General features: G+C 64.5%; 19 protein-coding genes. 8 read left to right on the top strand and 11 right to left on the bottom strand.

Annotation, left to right across the window (positions count from 1 at the left end):
* Positions 1-73: 73 nt before the first annotated feature.
* The 9 genes from ACZ0AJ_RS13760 to ACZ0AJ_RS13800 all read right to left on the bottom strand — a co-directional run bounded on the left by ACZ0AJ_RS13760 (position 74) and on the right by ACZ0AJ_RS13800 (position 11863).
* Positions 74-2617 (bottom strand): excinuclease ABC subunit UvrA, encoded by a 2544-nt coding sequence (locus ACZ0AJ_RS13760; protein ID WP_499455109.1) that lies wholly within the window; start codon positions 2615-2617, stop codon positions 74-76.
* Positions 2618-2704: 87 nt separating this feature from the next.
* Positions 2705-3673: an IS1595 family transposase gene (locus tag ACZ0AJ_RS13765; protein ID WP_499455065.1), complete on the bottom strand. Its 969-nt coding sequence runs from the start codon at positions 3671-3673 to the stop codon at positions 2705-2707.
* 116 nt (positions 3674-3789) lie between these two features.
* A complete protein-coding gene (locus tag ACZ0AJ_RS13770) occupies positions 3790-4659 on the bottom strand; it encodes a phytanoyl-CoA dioxygenase family protein (protein ID WP_499455067.1) in 870 nt (289 codons plus the stop codon).
* Positions 4652-5821 (bottom strand): TIGR03088 family PEP-CTERM/XrtA system glycosyltransferase, encoded by a 1170-nt coding sequence (locus tag ACZ0AJ_RS13775; RefSeq protein WP_499455068.1) that lies wholly within the window; start codon positions 5819-5821, stop codon positions 4652-4654. Before ACZ0AJ_RS13775 ends, ACZ0AJ_RS13770 begins: the two co-directional genes overlap by 8 nt.
* Positions 5808-7034 carry a glycosyltransferase gene (locus ACZ0AJ_RS13780; RefSeq protein WP_499455069.1) on the bottom strand — a complete coding sequence of 409 codons (1227 nt, stop codon included), beginning with the start codon at positions 7032-7034 and terminating at the stop codon, positions 5808-5810. The genes ACZ0AJ_RS13775 and ACZ0AJ_RS13780 overlap by 14 nt, the downstream gene beginning before the upstream one ends.
* A gap of 116 nt (positions 7035-7150) precedes the next feature.
* Positions 7151-8413 carry a glycosyltransferase gene (locus ACZ0AJ_RS13785; protein ID WP_499455112.1) on the bottom strand — a complete coding sequence of 421 codons (1263 nt, stop codon included), beginning with the start codon at positions 8411-8413 and terminating at the stop codon, positions 7151-7153.
* Between the two features lie 19 nt (positions 8414-8432).
* Positions 8433-8969, bottom strand: a complete 537-nt coding sequence (locus ACZ0AJ_RS13790; RefSeq protein WP_499455073.1) for a pyridoxamine 5'-phosphate oxidase family protein — start codon at positions 8967-8969, stop codon at positions 8433-8435.
* Positions 8970-9104: 135 nt separating this feature from the next.
* Positions 9105-9587 carry a cyanophycin metabolism-associated DUF1854 family protein gene (locus ACZ0AJ_RS13795; protein WP_499455075.1) on the bottom strand — a complete coding sequence of 161 codons (483 nt, stop codon included), beginning with the start codon at positions 9585-9587 and terminating at the stop codon, positions 9105-9107.
* Positions 9584-11863: a cyanophycin metabolism-associated ABC transporter gene (locus ACZ0AJ_RS13800; RefSeq protein ID WP_499455076.1), complete on the bottom strand. Its 2280-nt coding sequence runs from the start codon at positions 11861-11863 to the stop codon at positions 9584-9586. The genes ACZ0AJ_RS13795 and ACZ0AJ_RS13800 overlap by 4 nt, the downstream gene beginning before the upstream one ends.
* Before the next feature lie 300 nt (positions 11864-12163).
* On the opposite strand from ACZ0AJ_RS13800, the gene ACZ0AJ_RS13805 reads away from it, so the two are divergent.
* The 5 genes from ACZ0AJ_RS13805 (at position 12164) to ACZ0AJ_RS13825 (ending at position 21898) form a co-directional block, all read left to right on the top strand.
* Positions 12164-14341 carry a cyanophycin synthetase gene (locus tag ACZ0AJ_RS13805; RefSeq protein WP_499455077.1) on the top strand — a complete coding sequence of 726 codons (2178 nt, stop codon included), beginning with the start codon at positions 12164-12166 and terminating at the stop codon, positions 14339-14341.
* An 87-nt stretch (positions 14342-14428) separates the two neighbouring features.
* Entirely contained in the window at positions 14429-17002 is a 2574-nt protein-coding gene (cphA, locus tag ACZ0AJ_RS13810) for a cyanophycin synthetase (protein ID WP_499455079.1), read from the top strand.
* Positions 17003-17122: 120 nt separating this feature from the next.
* The gene (locus tag ACZ0AJ_RS13815) at positions 17123-17899 is read left to right on the top strand and encodes a MaoC/PaaZ C-terminal domain-containing protein (protein WP_499455116.1); all 777 of its coding nucleotides are present in this window, start codon (positions 17123-17125) and stop codon (positions 17897-17899) included.
* A gap of 364 nt (positions 17900-18263) precedes the next feature.
* Entirely contained in the window at positions 18264-20933 is a 2670-nt protein-coding gene (mutS, locus tag ACZ0AJ_RS13820; RefSeq protein ID WP_499455118.1) for a DNA mismatch repair protein MutS, read from the top strand.
* Positions 20933-21898, top strand: coding sequence for a hypothetical protein (locus ACZ0AJ_RS13825; protein WP_499455120.1), 966 nt, complete (start codon positions 20933-20935; stop codon positions 21896-21898). The genes mutS and ACZ0AJ_RS13825 overlap by 1 nt, the downstream gene beginning before the upstream one ends.
* A gap of 55 nt (positions 21899-21953) precedes the next feature.
* Here ACZ0AJ_RS13825 and ACZ0AJ_RS13830 read toward each other — a convergent pair whose 3' ends face one another.
* Positions 21954-22487 (bottom strand): FKBP-type peptidyl-prolyl cis-trans isomerase, encoded by a 534-nt coding sequence (locus ACZ0AJ_RS13830; protein ID WP_183555563.1) that lies wholly within the window; start codon positions 22485-22487, stop codon positions 21954-21956.
* Positions 22488-22564: 77 nt separating this feature from the next.
* On the opposite strand from ACZ0AJ_RS13830, the gene ACZ0AJ_RS13835 reads away from it, so the two are divergent.
* The 3 genes from ACZ0AJ_RS13835 to ACZ0AJ_RS13845 all read left to right on the top strand — a co-directional run bounded on the left by ACZ0AJ_RS13835 (position 22565) and on the right by ACZ0AJ_RS13845 (position 24740).
* Entirely contained in the window at positions 22565-23686 is a 1122-nt protein-coding gene (locus ACZ0AJ_RS13835; RefSeq protein ID WP_499455088.1) for a JmjC domain-containing protein, read from the top strand.
* Between the two features lie 2 nt (positions 23687-23688).
* Positions 23689-24165, top strand: coding sequence for a DUF7931 domain-containing protein (locus ACZ0AJ_RS13840; RefSeq protein ID WP_499455090.1), 477 nt, complete (start codon positions 23689-23691; stop codon positions 24163-24165).
* 293 nt (positions 24166-24458) lie between these two features.
* Positions 24459-24740, top strand: a complete 282-nt coding sequence (locus ACZ0AJ_RS13845) for a hypothetical protein (RefSeq protein ID WP_183555566.1) — start codon at positions 24459-24461, stop codon at positions 24738-24740.
* 255 nt (positions 24741-24995) lie between these two features.
* On the opposite strand, the gene bamC is transcribed toward ACZ0AJ_RS13845, so the two are convergent.
* A complete protein-coding gene (bamC, locus tag ACZ0AJ_RS13850) occupies positions 24996-26189 on the bottom strand; it encodes an NlpB/DapX family lipoprotein (protein WP_499455091.1) in 1194 nt (397 codons plus the stop codon).
* Positions 26190-26214 lie beyond the last annotated feature (25 nt).

Here is a 26214-nt window from a genome sequence, read left to right on the forward strand (position 1 = left end):
GCCAAAGCGCGACCGTGCGTAACACCCGCAATCTTAGCAAAATGTATACGCGCCGGGCGCACCGCTTCGCGTGCTACCTGGCTTCGCCCAGATGCGGCTTGAGGTACTGCGCAGTGCGGCTTTTCTTGTTGCGTGCGACATCCTGCGGCGGCCCGGCCACCACGATGTTGCCGCCAAGATCGCCTGCACCGGGACCGACGTCGATCACCCAATCGCTGCCGGCAACCACGCGCATCGTATGCTCGACCACGATGACCGTGTTGCCGGCATCGACCAGCCGGTTCAGCTGCACCATCAGGCGGTCGGCATCGACCGGATGCAGGCCCGTGGTCGGCTCGTCCAGCACGTACAGCGCATTGCCGCGCGTGGCGCGCTGCAGCTCGGACGCCAGCTTGATGCGCTGCGCCTCGCCGCCTGACAGCTCGGTGGCCGGCTGGCCCAGGCGCAGATAATCTAGACCAACCTCGTTCAGCACTTCCAGCGAGCGCTCGACCAGCGCCTCATCCTTGAAGAAGGTGATCGCCTCGCCCACCGTCATGCCCAGCACCTCGGCGATATTCTTGCCCCGATACGTCACTTCGAGCGTCTGCGCGTTGTAGCGCGCGCCGTCGCAGGTCGGGCATGGTGCGTACACGCTTGGCAGGAACAACAGTTCGACCATCACGAAGCCTTCGCCGGCGCAGTGCTCGCAGCGGCCCTTGGCGACGTTGAACGAGAAGCGGCCGGCGTCGAAACGGCGTTTCTTCGCATCCGGCGTGGCCGCGAACAGCTTGCGCACCTGGTCGAACAGGCCTGTGTAGGTGGCCAAATTCGAGCGCGGCGTGCGCCCGATCGGCTTCTGGTCGACCCGTACCAGGCGCCGCACGCCTTCCATGCCGGCCACGATGCGCCCTTCCAGCGGTAAGGCTTCATCGCGTTCGAGATCCGGCTCATCGGACTGCTCTTCGGCCACCGCACTGCCCTGCCCCAGCGCCGCGCCGACCAGTTCGACCAGCACCTGGCTGACGAGACTCGATTTGCCGGAGCCCGACACGCCCGTCACGCTCGTGAGTACGCCGAGCGGGAACGCGACGGCGAGATCCTGCAGATTGTTGCGGCGTACGCCTTCAAGCTTGAGCCAGCCGGTCGGTTCGCGTGGCGTGCGCGGGCCCAAGGCCGCTTCGCCGAACAGGTAGCGCCGCGTTTGCGACGCTTCGATATCGCGCAAGCCGTCCGGCACGCCGCTGTACAGCACCTGGCCACCGCGTTCCCCGGCCAGTGGGCCGACGTCGACGATCCAGTCGGCCTGGCGGATCACGTCCAGCGCGTGCTCGACGACGAACAGCGAGTTGCCGGCCGATTTCAGTTGCGCCAGTGCGTCGAGCAGCGCTTCGGCGTCGGCCGGATGCAGGCCGGCCGACGGTTCATCGAGCACGTAGACGACGCCGAACAGGCTGGAACGCACTTGCGTGGCCAGGCGCAGGCGCTGCAGCTCGCCCGGCGACAGGCTCGGCGTGCTGCGATCGAGTGCCAGATAGCCGAGGCCCAGGGCCAGCAGCACCTCGATGCGCGCCGACAGGTCGTCGGCAATGCGCCGGCGCACGATCAGCTGCTCGGCGTGCAAGCCTTTCTCGACCTTGCTCGTCGCGTGGGTGTACGGCGCCAGCAGCTCGGCCAGGCGCGCCAGCGGCAGGCGCGAGAGTTCGGCGATGTCCATGCCGGCGAACGTCACCGACAGCGACTCGCGCCGCAGGCGCTTGCCTTCGCATTCCGGACACGCGGTGCTGACCATGTAGCGCGCAACGCGCTTTTTCATCGACGCGCTTTCGGTATTGGCAAAGGTCTGCATCACATAGCGGCGCACGCCGGTGAACGTGCCCTGGTAGCTGGGCGTGTCCTTGCGCTTGAGCGCGGCGCGGGTTTCTGCAGGCGTCAGGCCACCGTACACGGGCACGCTCGGGCTTTCCTCGGTATACAGAATCCAGTCGCGGTCTTTCTTCGGCAGGTCGCGCCACGGGGTGTCGACGTCGTAGCCCAGCGTCACCAGAATGTCGCGCAGGTTCTGGCCGTGCCAGGCCGGCGGCCAGGCGGCAATCGCCCGTTCGCGGATCGTCAGGCTGTCGTCCGGGACCATCGATTGCTCGGTCACCTCAAACACGCGCCCCATGCCCGAACAGCGCGGGCACGCGCCCTGCGGCGTATTCGGCGAAAACGATTCGGCGTACAGCAGCTCTTGCCCGGCGGGATAATCGCCGGCACGCGAATACAGCATGCGCAGCGAATTGGACAGCGTGCTGACGCTGCCGACCGACGAGCGGGCCGTGGGCGTGCCGCGCTGCTGCTGCAGCGCGACGGCTGGCGGCAAGCCTTCGATCGTGTCGACCTCGGGCACCGGCATCTGGTGGAACAGGCGCCGCGCGTAGGGCGAAACCGATTCGAGGTAGCGGCGCTGGGCCTCGGCGTACAGCGTGCCGAAGGCGAGCGACGATTTACCCGAGCCCGACACGCCAGTAAATACGACGAGTTGCCCGCGCGGGATATCGAGGCTGACGTTTTTCAGATTGTGTTCGCGGGCGCCGCGGACATGGACGAAGCCGTCTTCGGCAGCGTTCTGGGGGGTGGTTTTCTTGCTGGGCATCTGCCCTCCGGCGTGAATAGCGATCCAGCATTGAACGACGGCGGGCAAACGGTGTCGGTGCGCTTGTCAACAATGGCGCATTCAACGTTAGCTGTTGATGACGCCGATTGCGATAATCAGCAATTGTTCTGCGGAACTAACCCGGCTGCCGTCCAGTGCCCAGCGCCAACCCAGATAATTGGGCAAATAGCGTGACGCAACACCACGAAAGCCCGAAAGCCAGTTCTTGAAGCGCTGGTGATAGGCATTCACGTTCTGTACGTGGATGGCGCGGCTGCCCGAATGGCGGACCCTGACGCCAGCGCGCAGGTTGACCGCCTCGTGCGCGATCCGGTGCTTGCGTGCAAAGGCGCGATAGGCGCGATGGCCGTCGCTGACCAGCAGCGCCTGCGGATCGAGCCGGGGCAGCAGATCGCGCTCGAGTTGGGCCGCGGTCAGTGCACCGCGGCCGGTAACGGCATCGACCGTGCGCCCGTTGCGGTCGCGCGCCACCAGGATGCAGTCGAGCTGCGTTGAAATGCCACGCACGCTGGATCGCCCGCCGCGCCGGCGTGGCGGGCGATCCAGCGTGCGCGATCCTTTTTGTGATTCGAGCAGGAACGTTTCGTCAGCCTCGACGATGCCATTCAGGGATGCAGGCCGGTCGAACTTCACCCAATCGAGGAAGCGGTGACGCCATCGGAAGGCGGTATTGCGATGCACGCCAACCCGATCTGCGCCCTTGCGCACTGACAGTGAGTCAAGCAGCACCTGGGAATACGCGAGCCACTTGGCCTTGAGCCTGAGCCGTGCCAGCGGTGTGCCGCTCAGGTCATTGAATGTGCGCCCACAGGCGCAGCAGCGAAAGCGCTGCAGGTCGTTGGCGAAGCCGTGCCGGTGGCAGCGCCCGTTGCCACAGCGGGGACAGCAGCGGCCAGGCGCTCTGGCCTGGGCGATCAGCGCCACCACCTGATCGAGACCGACCGCAGGATGCAAGGCATCGAGCACTTGCCGGCGCTGCGGCTGATTCAGCGATGGCAGCCTGGCGAACCAGCTCTTGAAACGTGGCGCTTTCATGATCGATTCCTGGTGTTGGGGACAGGGGTTCGACCACCGGGCTGCTCATCAGTTCAAAGTTAACCTCTATTTAACGTTGACTGCGCCTCAACAATTGACGGGCGAATGGCGCGCGATCAGGCCCGTGGCGGCGTGCGCACGGTCGGCAACAGCCGGTGCGCTGCACGCGCGCCGGTGTCTTTCAGCCGCTGCAGGCGCGTCGGCGGCGTTAACCGGTCCAGTCGCCGGGCAAAATGACTGATCCCGGGCAGTTCCACACCGAACAGTTGCTGGCGCTGCGGGGACGCGGCGAACTGCGCCAGATCGGCTGGCGCGGCATTGCGATGCGACTTCATCCAGAAATGTCCGTAGGTATAGATCAGAGAGGTACGTACATGCGGGGACCGGTTGTCCTCGGCCATGTGAAGCACGTGCGTGTTGAACAGCACGGCGTCGCCGGCGCGCGGCACGATACGCGCCACGGCCGCCGATCCGGACAGTGTCGCCCGGTGCGGATTGACGTGGTGCGGCGGAAAGTGCTGGCTGCCGGGGATGAATGCCAGGCAGCCCTGGTCGGGCGTCAAGTCCTCGAAAAACACATGCAGCTTGATCAGTAGATTCGGTGTGTGGGCATGGTTCACGCCGAGCACATTGGCCAGATCGGAATGAAAGGGGCTGGTGAAGGTCGGTCCCGGATAGAACAGCCGCGCACTGGTTTCGTTGAGCGCCAGGTCTTCCCCCACGGTCATGCGCAGCAGCGGCAGCAAGGCCGGCAGATCCACCAGATCGACAAAAACCGGATCGGCATCGAGAATGCTTGGCAGGTCGACAAAACGGGCCCCGTCAGCGCGCTGTTGCTCGATGAATGCGCTGCTGCGCTCGCGCGCGCCGGCGAACGCACCGCGCACGCGTTCGGTCATCGCCGGTGCCAGAAGACCGGGCAGATGAACGAAGCCCTGCGTGTCGAATTGCAGTTTTAAATCAAGAAGATGGTCAGCGCTATACATGGGTCTGGTGTGAAGAAGGAAGCGGCCGTCGGCGCCGGCCATACAGGGTGTCGTACTGCGTCACCATCGTATCGACGCAAAAATGTGCCTGGACACGCGCCCGGCCCGCCGCGCCATGGCGCCCGGCCAGCGCCGGATCGGCGATATAGACGCCGATGGCGCCGGCGAGCGAGTGCGGATCGGCCGGATCGGATAACAGGCCGGTCTGCCCGTCCAGCACCAGCTGCGGCACTCCGCCAACCCTGCTTGCAACCACCGGCAGTCCGGTCGCCATCGCCTCCATGATCGTCACCGGCGTGCCTTCGGACAGCGAAGGCAGCACGAACACGGAAAAGCTGCGCATGATCTGCGCCACATCGTCGCGTGCGCCGGGCAGCCAGACCTGGTGCCCCCACGCCTCGCGGGCGATGCGTTCACGCAGGGCCGGCAGCAGCGGACCGTCGCCGACGATCGCCAGGCGCAGGTTGGCCTGTTGCAGGGGGAATGTGGCCAGCAGCAGGGCAAAAGCGTCGAGCAAACCGTCATGGTTCTTGATGCGGTCGATCCGGCCGACCGTGCCGATCCAGATCGTCGGAGGCGCGCCTGGCTGAACTGCTGACACGGGGCCAGGCGTGAAGTGCGCCGTGTCGACGCCATTGGCGATCAGGCGGATCTTGTGCTGCGGCACACCGACGGTATGACGCAACCAGACGCCCAGGTCGGCCGATACAGGAACGAACGTGTCGACGAACGGCGCGAGCAGGCGCCGGAGCGTGTTGTACTTGCGATGCCTGCCGCTCATTTCAACGCTGTCGCGGCCGTGCTCGGCGTGGATGCGAAGCGGCACGCCGGCCAGCCAGGCGGTCAGGCCATACTCGATCGTACTGATGTTGTAAGTGTGCAGCACGGCGGGATGCAGCCGGCGCAGCAGCGTCCACAATGCGCGGTGCGACGAGAGGCTCTGCCCCGGCTGCTTGTCGAGCGTATGGAACTGGACGTCCGGCCTGTGCACGAGATTGGCGTAGTCCGTATGGCCTGCCAGGCAAATCACCGCGTGCCGGTAGTGCTGCGCCGGCATGCGGTTGATGCATTGCGCCAGCAGCGTCTGCAGCCCGCCGACCTCGAAGCGGTACAGCACATGGACGACGAGCGGGACCGCCGGATCGGCCTCAGTGCAGGTCACGAATGGCATCCGCTTTGCAGGCCGCCGGACGCGCCAGCGGCAATGGGCGCATGGCCGCGTTGTGGAACAACCGGATCTGGCCGCGCGTCGTCTCGTCCCAGCCGAAGTCTTGCGCATAGGCGCGCGTGGCCGCATAGTCCGGGTAACTGGCGCGCAAGCGTCGTACGCCATCGGCCACGCCCTGCGCTGTCAGCGTGTCCATCAGCACGCCGGCCGCCGGCGCGCGTACGACCTCCGGCGTGCCCCAGACGTTGCTGGCGACGACAGGGGTGCCGCACGCCATGGCTTCGAGCAGGACATTGGCCCACCCTTCGCGGCTCGACGCCAGGACGAGCGCGTCCGCCGCACCGTAATACTGACGCAGGACGTCCTGCGTCAGTGGCCCGAGGAAGGTGACCCGCTCGGCAACACCAAGGGCTCTGGCCAGCGCTTCGAGCCTGCCCTGCTCCGGCCCGCTACCGGCGATCATCAGGCGCACGCCGGCCAGTTGCGGCAGCGCCTGGATGACGAGGTGGTGTCCCTTGCGGGGATCGAGGTAACCGACCGACAGCAGGGTGAACCCTTCCATGCCCAGGTCCCGGCGTGTTTCGTCGCGGCTGACGGGCTTGAACAACTGCAGGTCGACGCCATTGCGCAGGGTCGTGATGCGCCGGGCATCGGCACCGCACCTGATCATCTCGGTTCTGAGCGCTTCACAGACGGTGATGACCTCTGCTGCCTGCGCGGCCGCCCACAGGATCATGCGCCGGGGGATGGGATAACGGAGAATCAGATTGATGTCGGTGCCCAGCGCCGAGATGACGACCGGCTTGTTGAAATACTTGCCGAGCAGTGCAGCGGCGACACCGTCGGGATAGAAATAATGGGCATCGATGACATCGAAGTCATACCCTTCGTCGAGCAGACGGCCGATGACGCCTTTGGCCGCGCAGGCAAGACTCATCGGCGCAAGATGCATGCCGATCTTGGGCAGCACGGCAAAACGCGGGTGGTGCACGTCCACGCCAATGCGCGTTTCGGTCTTCGGCGCCCTGGCCAGCACGCTGTAGCCGCCAAACACCTCGCCGCTGAATGGAAACCAGGGAACCGGCGCCACGACCTTCGCGGCGATCTGGCCTGTCTCGAGCTGATGCCGTAACGTCGTTTCGGTAAAAATCCCGTGGTGTGGCTTGGCGGCGTTGGGAAACAATGTGCTGAAGGTCAGGATTTTCATGATCACGTATTCGGCACCAGCGCAGGACGGCTGATGCAACGGCAATCAGGAATTTTCTCACCCGCTTAGAATTGTTTCAATAATTATATTTACTTTTAGAAAAGTTTTTATTGTAACTATCCATGCACGTGGGATGGATGCGACACCAGCGTTTCCAGCGCCGCGCACAAGCCATCGATTCCGGGCCCTTTTGCCTGCGACATTGCGATCTCGGCGCACCGACGGGTGTATCTGTCATTGTCGATCAGTGTCGAGAGTGCATCCCCCATGCGGCGCGCTGTCACCTTCGTCGCATGCAGGCTCACGCCTGCCCCCAGCGCCACCACCCGCGCCGCATTATCGAACTGATCGTGCGCGAGCGGCACCACCAGTTGCGGCGTGCCGGCACGCAGCGCTTCGGCCGTCGTGCCGATGCCGCCGTGGTGCACCAGTGCTGCGACGTGAGGCAGCAAGGCCTTGAGCGGCACATAGTCTTGCCAGCAAATGGATGGTGGCAGCGAGCCGGGCAGCTGCTCGCGGTGGGGCGTGAGGAAAATCGCCCGCAGGCCCAGCTGCGCGACCGCTTGCGCCGCCGCTTCGAAATAGCGCCCTGCCTGCCGGTTACCCGTGCCTGGCGTGAACACGACTGGCGGCGCGCCGGCAGCGAGAAATGTCCGCAGCGTGGCGCTTGGCGCCGCGTCCGGGTCGGGATCGTACAGCGGAAAGCCCGCCTGATACAGCGGCTGCGGCCAGTCCGGCACGGGCGCGGCATACCAGTCGGGAAACAGCGCCAGCGACAGGTCGGGAATGGTCTGGATGTAGTCGATCAGGCTGCGCACGCGGGACAATCCCCGCTCTTCACGCGCCGCGTTCAGGCCGGGCAAGGCGACCGGATCGATGAAGCGTGCGGCAAGCGTGCGCCACAGCCAGCGACGCACGCCATGCGGCACCCAGGTGGGCACCGGCCAGGGCCCCAGCAGCAGCGGATCGTGTACGGTAGGAAGGTTCGACGGCGCCAGCCAGGTCGCTGCAATGCGCAGGCCAGGCCGGTTGTGGCGGCAAATATCTGCTTCGGGCAGGGCCAGCGGATGCACGAGCAGCAAGGTATCCTTGCCGCTGTCGAGCGCCGCCACCATGGCAGGCAGTTGCGCCATTGCCGGTCGCGTTGCGTCCCACACCACGGCCAGGCCACGGGTGGGATGCCACAGGTCGGGATGATCGAGCACGGCCGGATCGGCCGGCAATCCGTGAAAGGTCAGGCCAGCCGCATCGACATACAGCGCATGCAACTCGGGGCCCAGAAAATCAACGCGGTGCCCGCGCTCGCGCAGGGCCCGCCCGATCCACAGGAACGGGAACAGGTCCCCGGCCGAGCCCATCGTCACCAGGATTACATGCATGGGCCCGCCCTTCCTGAAATTAGAAGGTCAGCGTGCCTTCAATGGAATCATCCAGCGTCTTGCCGAGCACGGCGCCGATCGCCATTTTTGCGCCGGCGACGATACCGCCGTGCTTGTTGTCCCAATAGTAACCGGACTTCGGGGTCACCTTGATCACGATGATGCGCGGGTCGTCCTCGCCTTCGGTAAACCACGTTTTCAGCAGCGGCTCCCACAGTTGCTTGATGCGGGCCTTGTCCTGCGAGACTTCGGCGTGGCCGTCGAGTTCGAGAAATGCGGCGTTTTCGCCTGACTGGAAGAACAGTTTGACGGTCGGATTGGCCTGCAGTTCCTGGTTCGTGTGGCTGTCGATCGCGCCCAGGTACCAGATGGCGCCGTTCTCGTCGGTCTCGCGCACGCTCATCGGGCGCACGCCGCGGCTGTCGCCAGTGCCGCCGCCGGTGATGAAGAAGCCGGTTTCGGCATCGTCGATGATGTCCTTGATGCGTTCGATGGCGTCAAGCCCTGCCAGATCGCGGCGGTTTTCTTCGGGCTGGTTGCGGTTGATGGAATCCATGGTCGTCTCCTGTTAGCGAAGGCCGTGTGGCCGATGAGACAACTGTAACGTCATCCGCCGCGGCGGTATGTGGGCCGACGAACGTATGGAAGCACATGTCCCCGCTGACGGGTCAAAGCGGGGACGCCCTGTCCGTCACAGGAAACGGTCAAGGATCTTGCGGCTGTGCTTGTCGATCTTGAACATGTCGCGCACCAAAAAGTTGATGCCGTGGCTGTCGGCCACCAGCAGCGACGCTTCGCCGATACGGCGAATATCTTCGTCGAGCTTGAGCACGAACTCGGTATCGCCCCGGTCGGTCGTCACGTACCACGTGCACGGCGTGGCAAAGCTCGACACATCCTTGATATTGATGATCTCGGGGATGAACTCGCGCCCGCCGATTTCATCGCTGACGAGCGTGCGGATATCCTCGGGCATCGTGGCCAGATCGTCGATCCACGCGACTTCCTTGCCGCCGTCGCGCACGAGCGAAATGCCCCTGGTCGGCGCCTGGATCGGGAAGGCGCGCACGGGCGTGATGCCCACGTATTCTTCGCCGGTCTCTAATGTGATCACCAGCTTGCCGAAGCTGTCGCGGCGCAGCTGGAACGGGGTGGTCGAAACAGTACTCATCATGCGTCCTTGTCGTCCAGGTCCTGGTCCACGTTGCGCGCTTGCGCTTCGTACAGGCGGTGATACGCGCCTTCGCGCGCCATCAGGTCATCGTGGCTGCCCTCTTCCACCACCACGCCACGGTCGAGCACAATCAGGCGGTCGGCGCGGTGCAGCGTCGACAGGCGGTGGGCAATGGCAATGGTCGTGCGGCCCTGCACCAGATTGTCGAGCGCCTTCTGGATTTCTTTCTCGGTTTCCGAGTCCACCGACGAGGTTGCCTCATCCATGATCAGGATCGGCGGATCGATCAAGAGTGCGCGCGCAATCGAAATGCGCTGGCGCTCACCGCCCGACAGGCCCTGGCCGCGCTCGCCAACCATCGAATCGTAGCCCTGCGGCAGGCGCAGGATGAACTCGTGCGCATGCGCTGCCCGGGCCGACGCGATGATGTCTTCGCGCGAGGCATCCGGCTTACCGTAGGCGATGTTCTCGGCAATGGTGCCGAAGAACAGGAACGGTTCCTGCAGCACCAGGCCGATATTGCGGCGGTAATCGGCGACGGCGAACGAACGGATATCCTTGCCGTCGAGCAGGATCGCGCCTTCGGACACATCGTAGAAGCGGCAGATCAGATTGACCAGCGTGCTCTTGCCCGAGCCGCTGTGACCGACCAGGCCGACCATTTCGCCGGCCTTGATGTTCAGCGAAATGCCGCGGTTCACAGCCCGGTTACCGTAGCGGAAACCGACTTCGCGCAGCTCGATATTGCCCTCGACCTTGGTGACCTTCACCGGGTTGACCGGATCGGGCACGCTCGAGACGTGATCGAGAATGTCGAAGATGCGCTTGGCGGCCGAGGCCGACTTTTGCGTGACCGACACGATGCGGCTCATCGAATCGAGACGCACATAGAAGCGCCCACTGTAGGCGATGAATGCGGTCAGCGTACCGACCGTGATGTCGCCGCGCGAGACCTGCCAGATACCGAAGCACCAGATCACCAGCAGGCCCAGCTCGGTCAGGAACGACACGCTCGGCGAGAACAGCGACCATACGCGGTTGAGCTTATCGTTGACGTTCAGATTGTGCCGGTTGGCTTCGCGGAAACGGGCCGCTTCGCGCTTCTCTTGCGCAAAGGCTTTCACGACGCGGATGCCCGGAATCGTATCGGCCAGCACATTGGTCACCTCGCCCCAGACGCGGTCGATCTTTTCAAAGCCGGTGCGCAGTTTGTCGCGCACCAGGTGGATCATCCAGGCGATGAACGGCAGCGGCGCCAGCGTCACGAGGGCCAGCCACGGATTGATCGAGAACAGGATCACACCGGTCATGATGATCATCAGGACGTCGGACAGGAAGTCCAGCAGGTGCAGCGACAGGAACACGCAGATGCGGTCGGAGCCACTGCCGATGCGCGCCATCAGGTCGCCCGTGCGCTTGCCGCCGAAAAATTCGAGCGACAGGCGCATCAGATGCTCGTAGGTAGTCGAGCGCAGGTCGGCGCCGATGCGCTCGGACGCCAGCGCCAGCACATAGGTCTTGGCCCAGCCCAGCGCCCAGGCCAGCACGGCCGAGGCGAGCAAGCCGCCCATATACATATACACGAGGCTCGTGTCGATCTGCTGCCCGTTCTGGTACGGAATCAGGACGTTGTCCATCAGCGGCATCGTCAAATACGGCGGAATCATGTGTGCGCCGGTCGAGCCCAGCATCAGCAGGAAGCCCAGGAACAACTGCCCCTGATACGGTTTGGCGAAACGCCACAGGCGGAACAGCGTCCAGGTCGACGGCGGCGTGTGCAGGACTTTTTCGCAGATCGGGCAATCGTCCTGATCGGCGTCGAGGGGCGCCTTGCAACTTGGACAAGTGTGCTGCTCGGGCGGCTGGATGGCCACGCCCGTCAGCGCGCTTTCCATCTGATCCTGGAACTGGTCAGCCACGCGCACGGCGTGCAGGTTCTGGCCCAGCGTGAAGCGCCAGCTGGCCAGGAGGCCATGCGCATCGGTCAGTTCGAGATGCCCGACGCCGGCGTGGTCGTGATGGCGCAGCGCCAGTCCTTCGCGGTACGGCCAGTCGCGCCACGCCGTTTCGCCCGGCGCGCGCGCCAGCAGACGCCGGTCTGTGACGAGAACTAATCCTTTTGAGAAATGTAATTTCGCATCGAGGTCAACCTCCACGCTGCTTAAAACGTTTTCCCCTGGTGCAAGCTGTTTCGCAACATCATTTTGCCAGTGATCAGGCAAGAAATTGGCGGCTACTGCCAGCGAAGACGGACTGGCAAATTGTTGTGTTGTCATGGTTTGCGCCCGAAACGGGCTTTAATTCGGCAAAGATTCGGTATGGGTAAAGCGTGTGGCTATTGTTTTTATGCCAAGCAGCAAACGCTCTACAGAGCGCTAGAACGTTTTTGGGCTGGGTTTGGATGACACGAAATGTGTTTTGGTGAAAATATTGCGGCTAAGTAAAAGCCGCAACTGGATCAGATCAGCGCGTGATGTGCGCTGCGATTGGCGGCCTTTCGCTAACGTAGTGACACCTCAGGCATACAAGGAAAAGTCGCCGGTGTGGGAGTAGCGCCAGGTGACCAACGTATTTACATGACGAAAAAGAACGACATCAAATTCCTGCGCATCAATTATCTGGCGGGACCAAACATCTGGACCTATCGGCCCGTGATCGAGGCCTGGCTCGACATCGGCGAACTGGAAGACTATCCCTCGAATCTGCTCCCCGGGTTCACGACGCGCCTGACCACCTGGCTGCCGGGCCTGATCGAGCACCACTGCGGCGTCGGCTACCACGGCGGCTTCATCGAGCGCCTGAACGAAGGCACCTGGGCCGGCCACATCCTCGAGCACGTCGTGCTTGAAGTGCAAAGCCTGGCCGGCATGAAGACCGGCTTCGGCAAGACCCGCTCCACCGGCGAGCATGGCGTCTACAAGATGGCCTACCGCACGCGGGACAACGTCGTCGGCCGCGCCGCGCTCGACGTCAGCCATCGCCTGATGATGGCCGCGATCAATGACGAGCCGTTCGACCTGCCCGCCGCCATTGCGCGCCTGACCGACATGGTCGACCGCCTGTGCCTGGGCCCGTCGACTGCGCACATCGTGGACGCCGCCACCGACCGCCGCATCCCGTCGATCCGCCTGACCGACGGCAATCTGGTGCAACTGGGTTACGGCGCCGCGCAGCGCCGCATCTGGACCGCCGAGACCGACCGCACCAGCGCGATTGCCGAAGGCATCGCCAGCGACAAGGACATGACCAAGAACCTGCTCGCCTCGTGCGGCGTGCCGGTGCCCGAAGGCGCCATCGCGCGCAGCGCCGACGCAGCCTGGGAAGAAGCGGCCGACATCGGCCTGCCCGTGGTCGTCAAGCCGATCGACGCCAATCACGGCCGCGGCGTCTCGCTGAACCTGAATACCGAAGCCGAAGTGCGCGCCGCTTACCTGATTGCATCCGAAGAAGGCGACAGCCGCTCGGTGCTGGTCGAGCGCTTCATCACGGGCAGCGAGCACCGCCTGCTGGTCGTCGGCCGCAAAGTGGTTGCCGTCGCGCGCGGCGAATCGCTGTGGGTCACGGGCGACGGCCGCCAGAACGTGGCCGAGCTGTGCGACAGCCAGATCAATATCGACCCGCGCCGCGGCGAAAGCGAAGAATTTCCGCTCAGCCCCGTCGAGCCGCGCAAGAGCGAAGAAAACCAGTTGCAGCTCAAGCGCCAGGGCCTCACGCCCGACACGGTGCCGCCGGCCGGCCAGAAGGTGCTGATCCAGATGAACGGCAACGTCGCCGACGACGTCACCGACCAGCTCCACCCGGAGGTCGCGCACGCCGCAGCGCTGGCCGCCCGCATCGTCGGTCTGGACATCGCCGGCATCGACCTGGTGTGCGAAGACATCAGCCGCCCACTGGCCGAACAACGCGGCGCGATCATCGAAGTGAACGCTAGCCCGGGCCTGCTGGCCCACACCAAGCCGGCCAGCGGCACCGCACGCAACGTCGGCAAGGACATCATCGAGCACCTGTTCGCGCCGGACGACACGGCGCGCATCCCGGTGGTCGGCGTCACGGGCTCGCTCGGCTGCAGCCTGATCACGCGCCTGATCGGCTGCCTGGTCAACATCACCGGCAAAGAGGTCGGCGTGGCCAACGGCGAAGGCCTGTACCTGAATGCGCGCGTGATCTCGAACCGCGACAGTACGGGCGTCGAAGCCGGCCAGCGCATCCTGATCAACCGCAATGTGCAGACGGCGGTGTTCGAATCGAACGCCCGCTCGATCCTGCAGGACGGCCTGCCATACGACCGCTGCACTGTGGGCGTCGTGACCGACATGGCGGGTCTGGCCGACCTGGCAGAATTCCATATCCACGACGACGACGCACTGCGCAACGTGATCCGCACCCAGGTCGACGTGATCCTGCCGGACGGCGTGGCCGTGCTCAACGCTGCCAACGAGCAGGTTGCGGCGCTGGCCGAGTTGTGCGACGGCGGCGTGATCTTCTACGCCTTCGACGAACACCATGCGGTGCTGGCAGCGCACCGCGCGGCGGGCGAGCGCATCGTGTTCGTCCGTGACGGGCGCATCATGCTGGCCGAAGGCGACGCGGAAACGCGCCTGAACACGCTGGACACGATGAAGCCGTCGACCGTGAAGTACCCCGAAAACGTGCTGGCAGCAGTGGCGGCGGCGTGGGCGCTTGGCGTGCCGAGCGACCTGCTGTGCGGCGGCCTGCGCGCCTTCGACGCGACACCAAAACAAACGACACATTGAATGACACTGCCCGGCAATCTGCCGGGCCTGGTGCCCGCCCCCGCGCATGTGCGCGCGGCGCGCGGCCCGCGAAAGGAATGACGGTTTATGGAAGTATCTCGCGTACGGGCCCTGCGTGGCCCCAATCTCTGGAGCCACCACACCTCGGTCGAGGCGATCGTGACGTGCACGCCTGAGGAAGAATCGATCGGCGAGCTGCCCGGTTTCGAATCGCGCCTGCGCGTGCGCTTCCCGCAGATCGGCGGCCTGCAGCCGTTCGGCCACTATGAAACGATCCCGCTGGCCCACGTGCTCGAACTGGTCGCGCTGCACCTGCAGGCCGAAGCCGGCTGCCCGGTGACATTCAGCCGCACCACCGCCACGCTGGAAACCGGCACCTACCAGGTGGTCGTCGAATACAGCGAAGAAGACGTCGGCCGCCAGGCCCTCGAACTGGCGCAGCAACTGATCGAAGCGGCCCGCAACGACACCCCGTTCGACGTGCCCGCCGCGCTGGCGCAACTGCGCGCGACGGACGAAGACGTGCGTCTGGGACCGTCGACCGGCTCGATCGTGCAGGCCGCCGTGGCCCGCAACATCCCGTTTCGCCGCCTGACCGAAGGCAGCATGGTCATGTTCGGCTGGGGCAGCCGCGCGCGCCGCATCCAGGCCGCCGAGATCGACGCCACCGGCGCGATTGCCGAATCGATCGCGCAAGACAAGGAACTGACCAAGAAGCTGCTCGACGCGGCCGGCGTGCCGGTGCCGCAGGGCCGCGGCGTCTCCGACCCCGATGACGCCTGGGCCGCCGCCATGGAAATCGGCCTGCCGGTGGTGATCAAGCCAAAGGACGGCAACCAGGGCAAGGGCGTGACGGTCAACGTCACCACCCGCGAACAACTCGACGCCGGCTTCAAGGCCGCCAGCGAATTCCGCGACGACATCCTGGTCGAACGCTACCTGCCGGGCCACGACTACCGCCTGCTGGTGGTGGGCGACAAGCTGGTGGCCGCCGCGCGCCGCGAACCGCCGCAGGTGGTGGGCGACGGCGAGCGCAGCGTGCGCGAGCTGGTCGAACAGGTCAATCTGGACCCGCGCCGCGGCGACGGCCACGGCACATCGCTGACCAAGATCCGCTTCGACGACATCGCCATCGGCACGCTGGCCCAGAACGGCCTGACGCCGGACTCGGTACCCGCCATCGGCCAGCGCGTCGTCCTGCGCAATAACGCGAACCTGTCCACCGGCGGCTCGGCCACCGACGTCACCGACGACGTGCACCCGGAAGTCGCGGCGCGCGCCGTCGCTGCCGCCCACATGATCGGCCTGGATATCTGCGGCGTCGACCTGGTCTGCGACAGCGTCCTCAAACCGATTGAGGACCAGAACGGCGGCATCGTCGAAGTCAACGCCGCACCGGGCCTGCGCATGCACCTGGCGCCATCGTTCGGCAAACCGCGCCCGATCGGCGAGGCGATCGTCGACACGCTGTTCAAGGACGGCGACGATGGCCGCATCCCGATCGTGGCCGTTACCGGCACGAACGGCAAGACGACCACCGTGCGCCTGATCGCACACCTGCTCACGGCGTCCGGCCTGCGCACCGGCATGACCAACACCGACGGCGTCTACATCGAAGGCCGCCGCATCGAAAGCGGCGACTGCAGCGGCCCGCGCAGCGCGCGCAACGTGCTGCTGCACCCCGACGTCGACGCCGCCGTGTTCGAAACGGCGCGCGGCGGCCTGCTGCGCGAAGGCCTGGCCTACGACAAGTGCCAGGTCGCGGTGGTAACCAATATCGGCTCGGGCGACCACCTTGGCCTGAACTACATCACCACGCTCGAAGACCTGGCGGTGCTCAAGCGTGTGATCGTGCAGAACGTGGCGGTGGGCGGCATGGCGGTACTCAACGCTGCCGATCCGACCGTGGCGGCGATGGCCGAAAGAACGCGCGGCGACGTCACCTTCTTCGCGCAGGACGTGGGCAATCCCGTCATGGCGATGCACCGCGCCCAGGGCCGCCGCGTCGTCTTCGTCGAAGAAGGCTACCTGGTGGCGGCGCAAGAGTCCTTCATCGAACGCATCGACCTGCGGGAAGTGCCGATCACGCGCGGTGGCGTGGTGGGCTTCCAGGTCGAGAACGTGATGGCGTCGGTGGCCGCCGCCTGGGGCGTGGGCACGTCGTGGGATGCGATCCGCCTGGGCCTGAAGACCTTTGTCGGCGAGAGCGACAATGCACCGGGACGCTTCAACGTGTTCGACTACAAGGGCGCGACAGTAATCGCCGACTACGGCCACAACCCGGATGCGATCGCTGCGCTGGTCAATGCGGTCGAGAGCATGCCCGCCAAGCGCCGCTCGGTGGTGATCAGCGGCGCCGGCGACCGGCGCGATCAGGACATCACGCAGCAGACCGAAATCCTGGGCGCGGCGTTCGACGACGTGCTGCTGTACCAGGACCAGTGCCAGCGTGGCCGCGCCGACGGCGAAGTCATTGCACTGCTGCGCGCGGGACTGAGCAACGCGACCCGTACGGGACACGTCGAAGAAATCAATGGCGAATTCGTGGCGATTGATCGGGCGCTCTCGCGCCTGGAAGATGGGGACTTGTGCCTGATCCTGATCGACCAGGTTGACGAGGCGCTGGCGCATATTACGGCGCGGGTCAAGGCAGCGAGCTGAGTATCGGTGCTGTGTTACCGGGGACGGGCGGCGACGCGGTATGCTGCGTCGATGAATAGCCTGTCCCCGTCATCCCTCCCTGCCCTGCCCAGGGCCAGTGCCTGGCCGCTGGTACGGGCATTGTTCAAGCGGCCTGCGCGGCCGTCAGCGCAACCGGTCCAGGCCAGTTATCGGCTGGACCGGCTCGATGCGGATCACGTGCGGCGCTACCGCGATGCGTTCGACTTCCCGCCTGGGCGTGTGCCACTGACCTACCTTTACCTGCTGGCGCAGCGCGCGCAACTGGCGACGATGCTTGATCGGGCGATGCCGTTTCGGATTGTCGGGTTGATTCATGTGTCGAATGATCTCGCAATGCATTGCGAGGTACGCACTGATGCGCCGCTGGTGCTCGTGACGACATTGTCGATGCTGGAACCAGGGGCCAATGGGGCCGTCGAATGCGTGCTGGAGACAGTGGCAAGCGCTGATGGGCAGACGGTCTTCACCTGCACCAGTCGGTACCTGATCAAACGCGGGCAACGCGCCAAGCATGCGCCCGCAACGCCGACGGTCGCACCGGTGGGTGACGTCGTCGGAGAATGGGTCGTAGCTGCCAATGCGGGGCGACGCTATGCGGCCTTGTCCGGCGACTGGAATCCGATTCATCTGTGGCGATGGAGTGCGCGGCTGATGGGGATGCACGCACCAATCATCCATGGCATGGAAACCATGGCACGCGTCTGCGCGGCGTTCGAGCAATCGACCAATCGTCGCGTCACCAGTCTGACCTGCCGCTTCAAGCGCGCCGTGCCGCTGGGTGCTTCGGCAACTTTGCTGGCCTGCGAAGCCCCCGGCAGTTTTGTCGTGCTGTGCAGCGGTCGCGTGGCCGTCGAAGGCACGCTTGACTACGCGTGATGTCGCGCGACCCGCAAAAAGCCGGGGTCAGGTCTGACATTCGGACACGATCTCGACAGTAAAGCAGTCGGAACTAGCTGACACAGCGCCGTGCTGATCAGGAAAATGCACCAATGGAAGTGGCTAAGGCTGAGGTCGTGTCCGAATGTCAGACCTGACCCCGGCTATGACCCCGGCTGTGCCGCGGACACAGCGCCGTGCTGATCAGGAAAATGCACCAATGGAAGTGGCTAAGGCTGAGGTCGTGTCCGAATGTCAGACCTGACCCCGGCTATGACCCCGGCTGTGCCGCGCGCGCAGCATCAATCGCGGTAAAATACGCAGCTCTGGCCAGCCTCTGCCTCGCCGTACCCAATCCGAAGAAATGACCACCGTTCCCACTGAAATCAACGCCGCAGCCGTCAAGAACAGCGCGACCGACAAGCACACCCCGATGATGCAGCAATACCTGCGCATCAAGGCCGACTACCCCGACATGCTGGTGTTCTACCGCATGGGCGACTTCTACGAACTGTTTTTTGACGATGCCGAAAAAGCCTCGCGCGTGCTGGGCATCACGCTGACCGCGCGTGGCAAGTCCGAGGGCAATCCGATCAAGATGGCCGGTGTGCCGTTCCACTCGCTCGATGGCTATCTGGCCAAGCTGGTGAAACTGGGCGAGTCGTGCGCGATCTGCGAGCAGATCGGCGATCCGGCGCTGTCGAAAGGCCCGGTCGAACGCAAGGTGCTGCGCGTCGTCACGCCCGGTACGTTGACCGATTCCGACCTGCTGCCCGAAAAAGCCGAGCGCCCTCTTCTCGCCCTGTGCCTGCAAACCCAGCGCAAGACCGTCACCGCGGGTCTGGCCTGGCTGTCGCTGGCCAGTGGCAATCTGCGCCTGATGGAATTTTCGGGCGACGCGCGCGCCATCGAGGCGCGTCTGGCGCATGAACTCGAGCGCATCGCGCCGGCCGAAATCCTGCGCGCCGATTGCGGCGACATGTTCGACGATGGCGCATCCACCGTACACACCCAGCGCGTGCCGGAGTGGCATTTCGACGTGGTCAAGGGCCACGGCGCGCTGCTCGAACAGTTGAAGGTCGCCACACTGACCGGCTTTGGCGCCGATGGCCTGGGCGCCGCGTTCGGCGCGGCCGGCGCGCTGCTGCGCTACGCCCAGTCCACGCAGGGTCGCGGGCTGCAGCACGTGCGCGGGCTGGCGTGCGAAAACGAGAATGAATACATCGGCCTTGATGCCGCCACGCGCCGCAACCTGGAACTGACCGAGACCATTCGCGGGCAAGAATCGCCAACGCTGTTTTCGCTGCTCGATGGCTGCCGCACGGCGATGGGTTCGCGCATGCTGCGCCACTGGCTGCACCATGCGCGGCGCGACCAGTCGATAGCGCGCAGCCGTCACCAGTCGATCGCCGCGCTGCTGCAGGCGGACGCCATCGACAACCTGTCGCCGACGCTGGCGCAGGTGCCGGACATCGAGCGCATTACCACGCGAGTGGCCTTGCTCAGTGCGCGCCCGCGCGACCTGGCGAGCCTGCGTGATGGCCTCAAGGCCTTGCCGATGCTGCGCGAACTGGTGGCGCGTTGCTTCGTGCCGGGCGATACGTCGCTGCTGCGCGAGCTGCATGACGACCTGGCCACACCCGCCGACTGCCTCGACCTGCTGGTGCGCGCCGTGCTGGAAGAGCCGAGCGCGATGATCCGCGATGGCGGCGTGTTCGCGCGCGGCTACGATGCCGAACTCGATGAGCTGCAGGCGCTGTCCGAGAATGCCGGCCAGTTCCTGGTCGACCTCGAAACACGCGAGCGCGCCCGTACCGGCATCGCCAACTTGCGCGTCGAGTACAACCGCGTGCACGGCTTCTACATCGAAGTGACCAACGGCCAGGCGACCAAGGTGCCGGACGATTACCGCCGCCGCCAGACGCTGAAGAACTGCGAACGCTACATCACACCCGAACTCAAGGCGTACGAAGACAAAGCCCTGTCGGCGCAGGACCGCGCGCTGGCGCGCGAGAAAATCCTGTACGACGACTTGCTGGCCCAGCTTGCGCCGCACATCGGCGTCCTGCAAACCATCGCGCGCGCGATCGCGCAAGTCGACGTGCTGGTAGCGCTGGCCAGCCACGCGCTGCGCCACAGCTGGTGCGCGCCGCAGCTGGTCGATGCGCCGTGCCTGAACATCGTGGAGGGCCGCCATCCGGTGGTCGAAAATCAGATCGAGCGCTTCATCGCCAACGATTGCCGCTTCTCGAACGAGCGCCGCCTGCTCCTGATCACTGGCCCGAACATGGGCGGTAAATCGACCTTCATGCGCCAGGTCGCGCTGATCACGCTGCTGGCCTATGTCGGCAGCTACGTGCCGGCGGCCGAAGCCACGCTGGGCCCAATCGACCGCATCTTCACGCGCATCGGCGCGAGCGACGACCTGGCCAACGGCCGTTCGACCTTCATGGTCGAGATGACCGAATCGGCCGCAATCCTCAACGGCGCCACCGAGCATTCGCTGGTGCTGATGGATGAAGTCGGGCGCGGCACGTCGACCTTCGATGGCCTGGCGCTGGCGTGGGCCATCGCGCGCCACCTGATCGACACGAGCCGCAGCTTCACGCTGTTCGCGACGCACTATTTCGAGCTGACCCAGTTGCCGGAGTCGTACCCGAGCGCGTACAACGTGCACCTGTCGGCGGTCGAGCACAAGGACAGCATCGTGTTCCTGCATGCGGTGCAGGATGGCCCGGCGTCGCAAAGCTACGGCTTGCAGGTGGCGCAACTGGCTGGCGTGCCGCAACCGGTGATCAAGGCCGCGCGCAAGCACCTGGCGCGCCTGGAGGCGCAGGCCGCAGGTGGCACGCCGCAGCGCGACCTGTTCGCCGCGCCCCTGCCCGAGCACGATATCGACGACACCCCGGCGCCAGCCGTGGCGGAAGTCCAGGATGACGGCTTGCGCGACGCACTGGACGCCATCGATCCGGATGCGCTGACGCCGCGCGAAGCGCTCGAGCGGCTGTACGAGCTGAAACGGCTGGCTGCCTGATGACCATCGCGCGCCCTGTCATTGCCTGCGCTGCGCTGCTGGCGACGCTGCTTGCCTGCGCGCCGCTGGCGGGCCAAGCCAAGGATAAGGACAAGGAAGCGCGCCCCACGCACCGCTTCGCCGTGGTCGGCAACGACGCGCGCGCCGACAGCGACGCGCGCCTGAAGCAGGCGCTGGCCGATTCGTCCGAAAAATCGGTGTCGTTCGTGGTCCTCACGGGCATCAAGGGCGAGAACGAAAGCTGCGGCGACAAGCTGTACCTGCAGCGGCGCGACCTGTTCGAGCATGCGAAGCGGCCCGTGATCGTGTCGCTGTCGGGCAGCGACTGGACTGGCTGCCGTAACTCGGCCAAGCGCACCAATGCGATCGAGCGCCTGAACCGCCTGCGCGAACTGCTCTACGGCGAGCCCGAATCGCTTGGCGCGACGAAGATCCATCTGACGCAGCTGTCGGCCAGTCCGCGTTTTCGCAGCTATGCCGAAAACGCGCACTGGAAGGTGGATAAGGTGCTGTACGCCACCATCAATCTGCCGGCCGCCAACAACCATTTCCTGCCGGCGGCGGGCCGCAACAGTGAATACGAAGACCGGGCGGTGGCCAACCGCTTCTGGCTGAACCGCCTGTTCGCAATGGCGCGCAGCGACAAGGCGCAGGCACTGGTGCTGTTCTCGGAAGGCGCCGTGCGCCCGTTCCATCTCGATCAGCCGGCGGGCCTGCGCGGCTTGTTGCGGCGTGCGCCGGTCGAGCGCGACGGGTTCGAGGCAGCGCGGCGCCAGATCCAGGCGCAGGCCGTCAAGTTCGATGGGAAGGTGCTGCTGGTCGACAGTGACGCGCCGGGTGGCCACAAGCCGCAGATCGCATGGAAAGGCAATCTGGGGCAGCTGTCAGTGGGAACCAAGGCGGTCGAGGTGAATGTGATGCTGGGGAAAGATGCGGCGTTCACGGTGGTGGACGCGAAGCAGTAGAACAGAGATTACAAGCGCGGCCACCGCGTGATGCGGTGGCCGCGCACCAACCGGATTACTGCAGCGGCTGGGTACGGAAGTGATCGCCATCATCGCTGTCATCGATCTCGTGATGGTGACCGCCAGCGCCGTGCACGTGGCCGTGCTGGATTTCTTCGGCGGTCGCAGCGCGCACGTCGACCACGGACAGGTCAAAGCGCAGCGCCATGCCGGCCAGTGGATGGTTGCCATCCAGGACGACCTTGTCGTCAGCGATTTCGGTGACGGTGAAAATCACCGGCTCGTCGTCGCCGTTTTCGGCCACGCCTTCGAACTGCATGCCGACTTCGATCGGTTCCGGCAGGCGCGAACGTTCTTCAACCTTGACCAGCTCTGGCTCGTAGTCGCCGAACGCGTCGTCTGGCTCTACCTGGATCGTCGAGGCGTAGCCGGTTTCTTTGCCGTCCAGCTCTTCTTCGATCTTTGGCAGGGTATTCTCGTAGCCGCCGTGCAGGTACACCATCGGCTGGGAGCCCTCCTCGATCAGATTGTTCTGGGCATCCGACAGTTTGTAATTAACCGTCACGACTGTGTCTTTAGCAATCTTCATCGTCCATCCTTTCATTGTGAGCTGCGGATTATACTCTCGATGGGTCTAGGCCCCGCTTCGGCTGGTTATAATGTCGTATGAAAAAATTACCGCTTTTGGGGAATCTTTCCCCTGCTGAATTCCTGCGTGACTACTGGCACAAGAAACCGCTGCTGATCCGTGGCGCCATCCCGGGCTTCAAGCCGCTGCTCAAGTTCGAGAAGCTGGCCGAGCTGGCCGCGCTGAACCACGTCGAATCGCGGCTGGTGTCGCTGCGCGACGGCGAGTGGGACATGCAGCACGGCCCCCTCACCGAATTGCCGGCCCGCAGCGAGCCGAACTGGACGATGCTGGTCCAGGGCGTGAACCTGCATGACGAGCGCGCCGACGAGCTGCTGCGCCAGTTCCGCTTCGTGCCGGATGCCCGTCTGGACGACCTGATGGTGAGCTTTGCCACCGACGGCGCCGGCGTCGGCCCCCATTACGACTCGTACGACGTGTTCCTGCTGCAGGCGCACGGCAAGCGCCGCTGGCGCATCGGCGCGCAGCAGGACCTGACGATCATCGAAGGCTTGCCCCTCAAGATCCTGGCCAATTTCGAGGCCGAAGAAGAGTTCGTGCTCGAGCCGGGCGACATGCTGTACCTGCCGCCCCAGTACGCGCACGACGGCATCGCCGAAGGCGAATGCATGACGTATTCGATCGGTTTTCGCTCGCCGTCGTTCCAGGAGCTGGGCGAATCCTTCCTGCAATTCATGGCCGATTCCATCGACCTGCCGGGCCGCTACGCCGATCCCGAATTGCAAGAAGCAAAGAACCCGGCCGAGATTCCGAAGCACATGCTCGCCACCGTCACCGAAGAACTCAACAAGGTGCGCTGGGACGAAGAAGACGTCACCATCTTCCTCGGCGAGCACATGTCCGAGCCGAAGCACAATGTGTTCTTCACGCCGCCCGCCAAGCCGCTGACCTTCGGGCGCTTCATGGAAACGGCCGCCAAGCGCGGCATCAAATTGTCGAGCAAGACGCTGATGCTGTATCGCGGCAAGAACGTGTTCATCAATGGTGAATCGCTGGCTGCCGGCCGCGCCGACAAGGTGGTGCTCGACGTACTGGCCAACGATCGCCGCATCGATGGCGCCACGCTCGGCAAAGCCACCGACGACGTCACCGAATCGCTGTACGCCTGGTACCAGGACGGCTGGGTCGAGCTGGGCTGACCATGGATGCGCGCGCCATCCCGTTCGACACCCGGCGCGACTGCGAGGCGCGGTTCCTCGCCGTCGTGGCGGCCGCGCAGCACAGTCTGCGCCTGTTCGATCCGGATGGGGCGGTGTTTGCGCTGGGCACGATCCAGGTGGATGCGGCGCTGCGCGCGTTCCTGCAACGGGGCGGCACCTTGCGCCTTGGGCTGCATGAGCCGGGCCACATAGAGCGTCACTGTCCGCGTTTTTTGCGTCTGCTGCGTGACTACGGCCACGCCTGCGAATGCCGCCAGAGCCCGAAAAACCTGCGCCAGCTGACCGATTCGTTCTGCATCGCCGATGATCAGCACGTGGTACGCCGCTTTCACAGCGACCACATGCGCGGTGAAGCCAACTTCGACGATCCACGCGCCGTCGATGTTCCCCACCATCGGTTCGAAGCGATCTGGGAAGCTTCCCGGCCAACGCTGCACCCGACAACGACCGGGTTGTAAAGCCGCCACGAAAGCACGATTAGTTGCCCAAGTGTTAATTCGCAGGTGTTTCGCTATTTGCGTAGCATCTTGTAACAATATGAAGCTTATCAAAGCGGAAAATTCTTACACCAGAGCATGTGTTAGCTATTGCGAAACTGTAAAATTGTCTATAATATCAATCAGGAAGGTTCCGTTGCGCCCGTGGCAGTCTTGCTATTTGTGAAGGCACGAGAATTCCATCGAGAAATAATTACCGGTAATTATTATTCGTATCAAGTAGTTCTACTTTTGTAAATACTAAGGAAAAAACCATGAAAAAATCCCTGCTGATCGCTTCCCTGTTCGCTGTTACCCTGGCTGCTTGCGCTAAGAAAGAAGAAGCACCAGTCGCACCAGTGACCGAAACCCCAGCTGCTGTCGTCGCTCCTGCTGACGCAACCATGCCAGCTGCTGACGCAACCGCTCCAGCTGCTGCTGCTGCTGACGCTGCTGCAACCGACGCAGCTGCTGCTGCTTCGACTGCAACCGACGCTGCTGCCGCTGCTCAGACCTCGGCTACCCAAGCTGCTGACGCTGCTGCTACCACCAAGTAATTCGTTACTCGGTATGAAGAAACCGGCCTGCGGGCCGGTTTTTTTACGCCTGTCGCTTTCGTAGAGTGGACGGCGATGCCGTCCACGCGTTTGAATCAACCAGATCTGGTGGTACATCAACGTTCGTTGAACGCGTGGGCGGGATACCCGCCCACCCTACGCCGGGGCCGTTAGCCGGTTTTTGGGTGAACGGACAACCCGCACGCGCATAAAAAAACCGGCCACTTGGCCGGTTTTTTGTTGCTGCAACGAGGATTACTTGAGCTCGTTGTTCAGCAGCGTCAGGATCTTGGTCGTCGTCGGCGACGTTTCTGCCTTGCCATCGTTGGTCTGCACTGATACTTCGCTCACGTTCGCGCCCTGCGCGGCCTTGACCAGCACGCGGTAGCGCTGCGCTTCTTTCGCGTCGTCTTCCGACTTGCCGAACGTGAACAGGCGCTTGAAGAAGCCATCCTTGGTCTCGCCTGCATCCGGATCGACATAGCGCACGAAGTAGATGCCCTGCACGCGGTCGCGGTCTTCGACGGTGAAGCCGACGCGATCGAGCGCCAGGCCGACACGGCGCCATGCACGGTCGAAGCCTTCATCGACCTCGACCTTGTCACCCACCAGCTTGGCGTGCTGCGGCGCCAGTGGCGCGTTGGCGACCATGGCTTCGGCCGGGGCGACTTCTTTCGCGCCGGTCAGCAGAGCGACGATGCGGCTCAGGTATTGCGATTCCAGGCCCGGATCGTTGGGACGCACGGTCCAGGTCGTGGTTTCGCTTTGCGGGCCGGTGAGGACTTCTTCGGCGCCGCGGTGGCTGACCCAGATCTCGGTCGAGCCATCCGGCAGGCGCTCGAGGCGCGTGCGGAACTTGTCGCGCTCGCCGGTCGAGTAGGCGCTGTCGAACACGCGGCCGATGGCACGGCGCACGAAGTCTTGCGGGATCTTCGAACGGTTCTCGACCCAGGCGGTTTCCATGGTGCCGGTGGTGGCCGATTCGGTTTCGAGCGCGAAGCCCTGCTCTTCCCAGAACTGGCGCAGTTGCGGCCACAGCTGTTCAGGCGTTTGCTTGACCACCAGCCAGCGCTGGTCGCCATTACGTTGCACGCTGACGGCGTCGGTCGAAATCGGGCCGATCGGCTGACCGGATGCCGAGACACCGGCCACTGCAGGCACGCCGCCGGCAGCGGCTGCGGCCTGGCCTTGCTGGAACTCGGATGCGGTGGCGACGCCACGGCCGTCCGGGATCGCGTAGCGGTTGTCGCGCTGCAGCTTGGTCAGGTCGGGCGGCACGTCCAGCGGTGCGGCCTTCTTGGTGCCTTTGTAGTCGACTTTGTCGCCACTGAAAATCGTGGTGCAGGCTGCCAGGCTGAACGCGATGACCGTGAGCGAGAGCACACGGGCGGCGGCAGGAGCGTTGATCAGGGATGCGCCGTTTGAATTCTTAGTATTGCGAATAGTCATGTCGTTCGATATCAGGTCAGTAACC

It is taken from the genome of Telluria sp. AC161, from assembly GCF_979258535.1.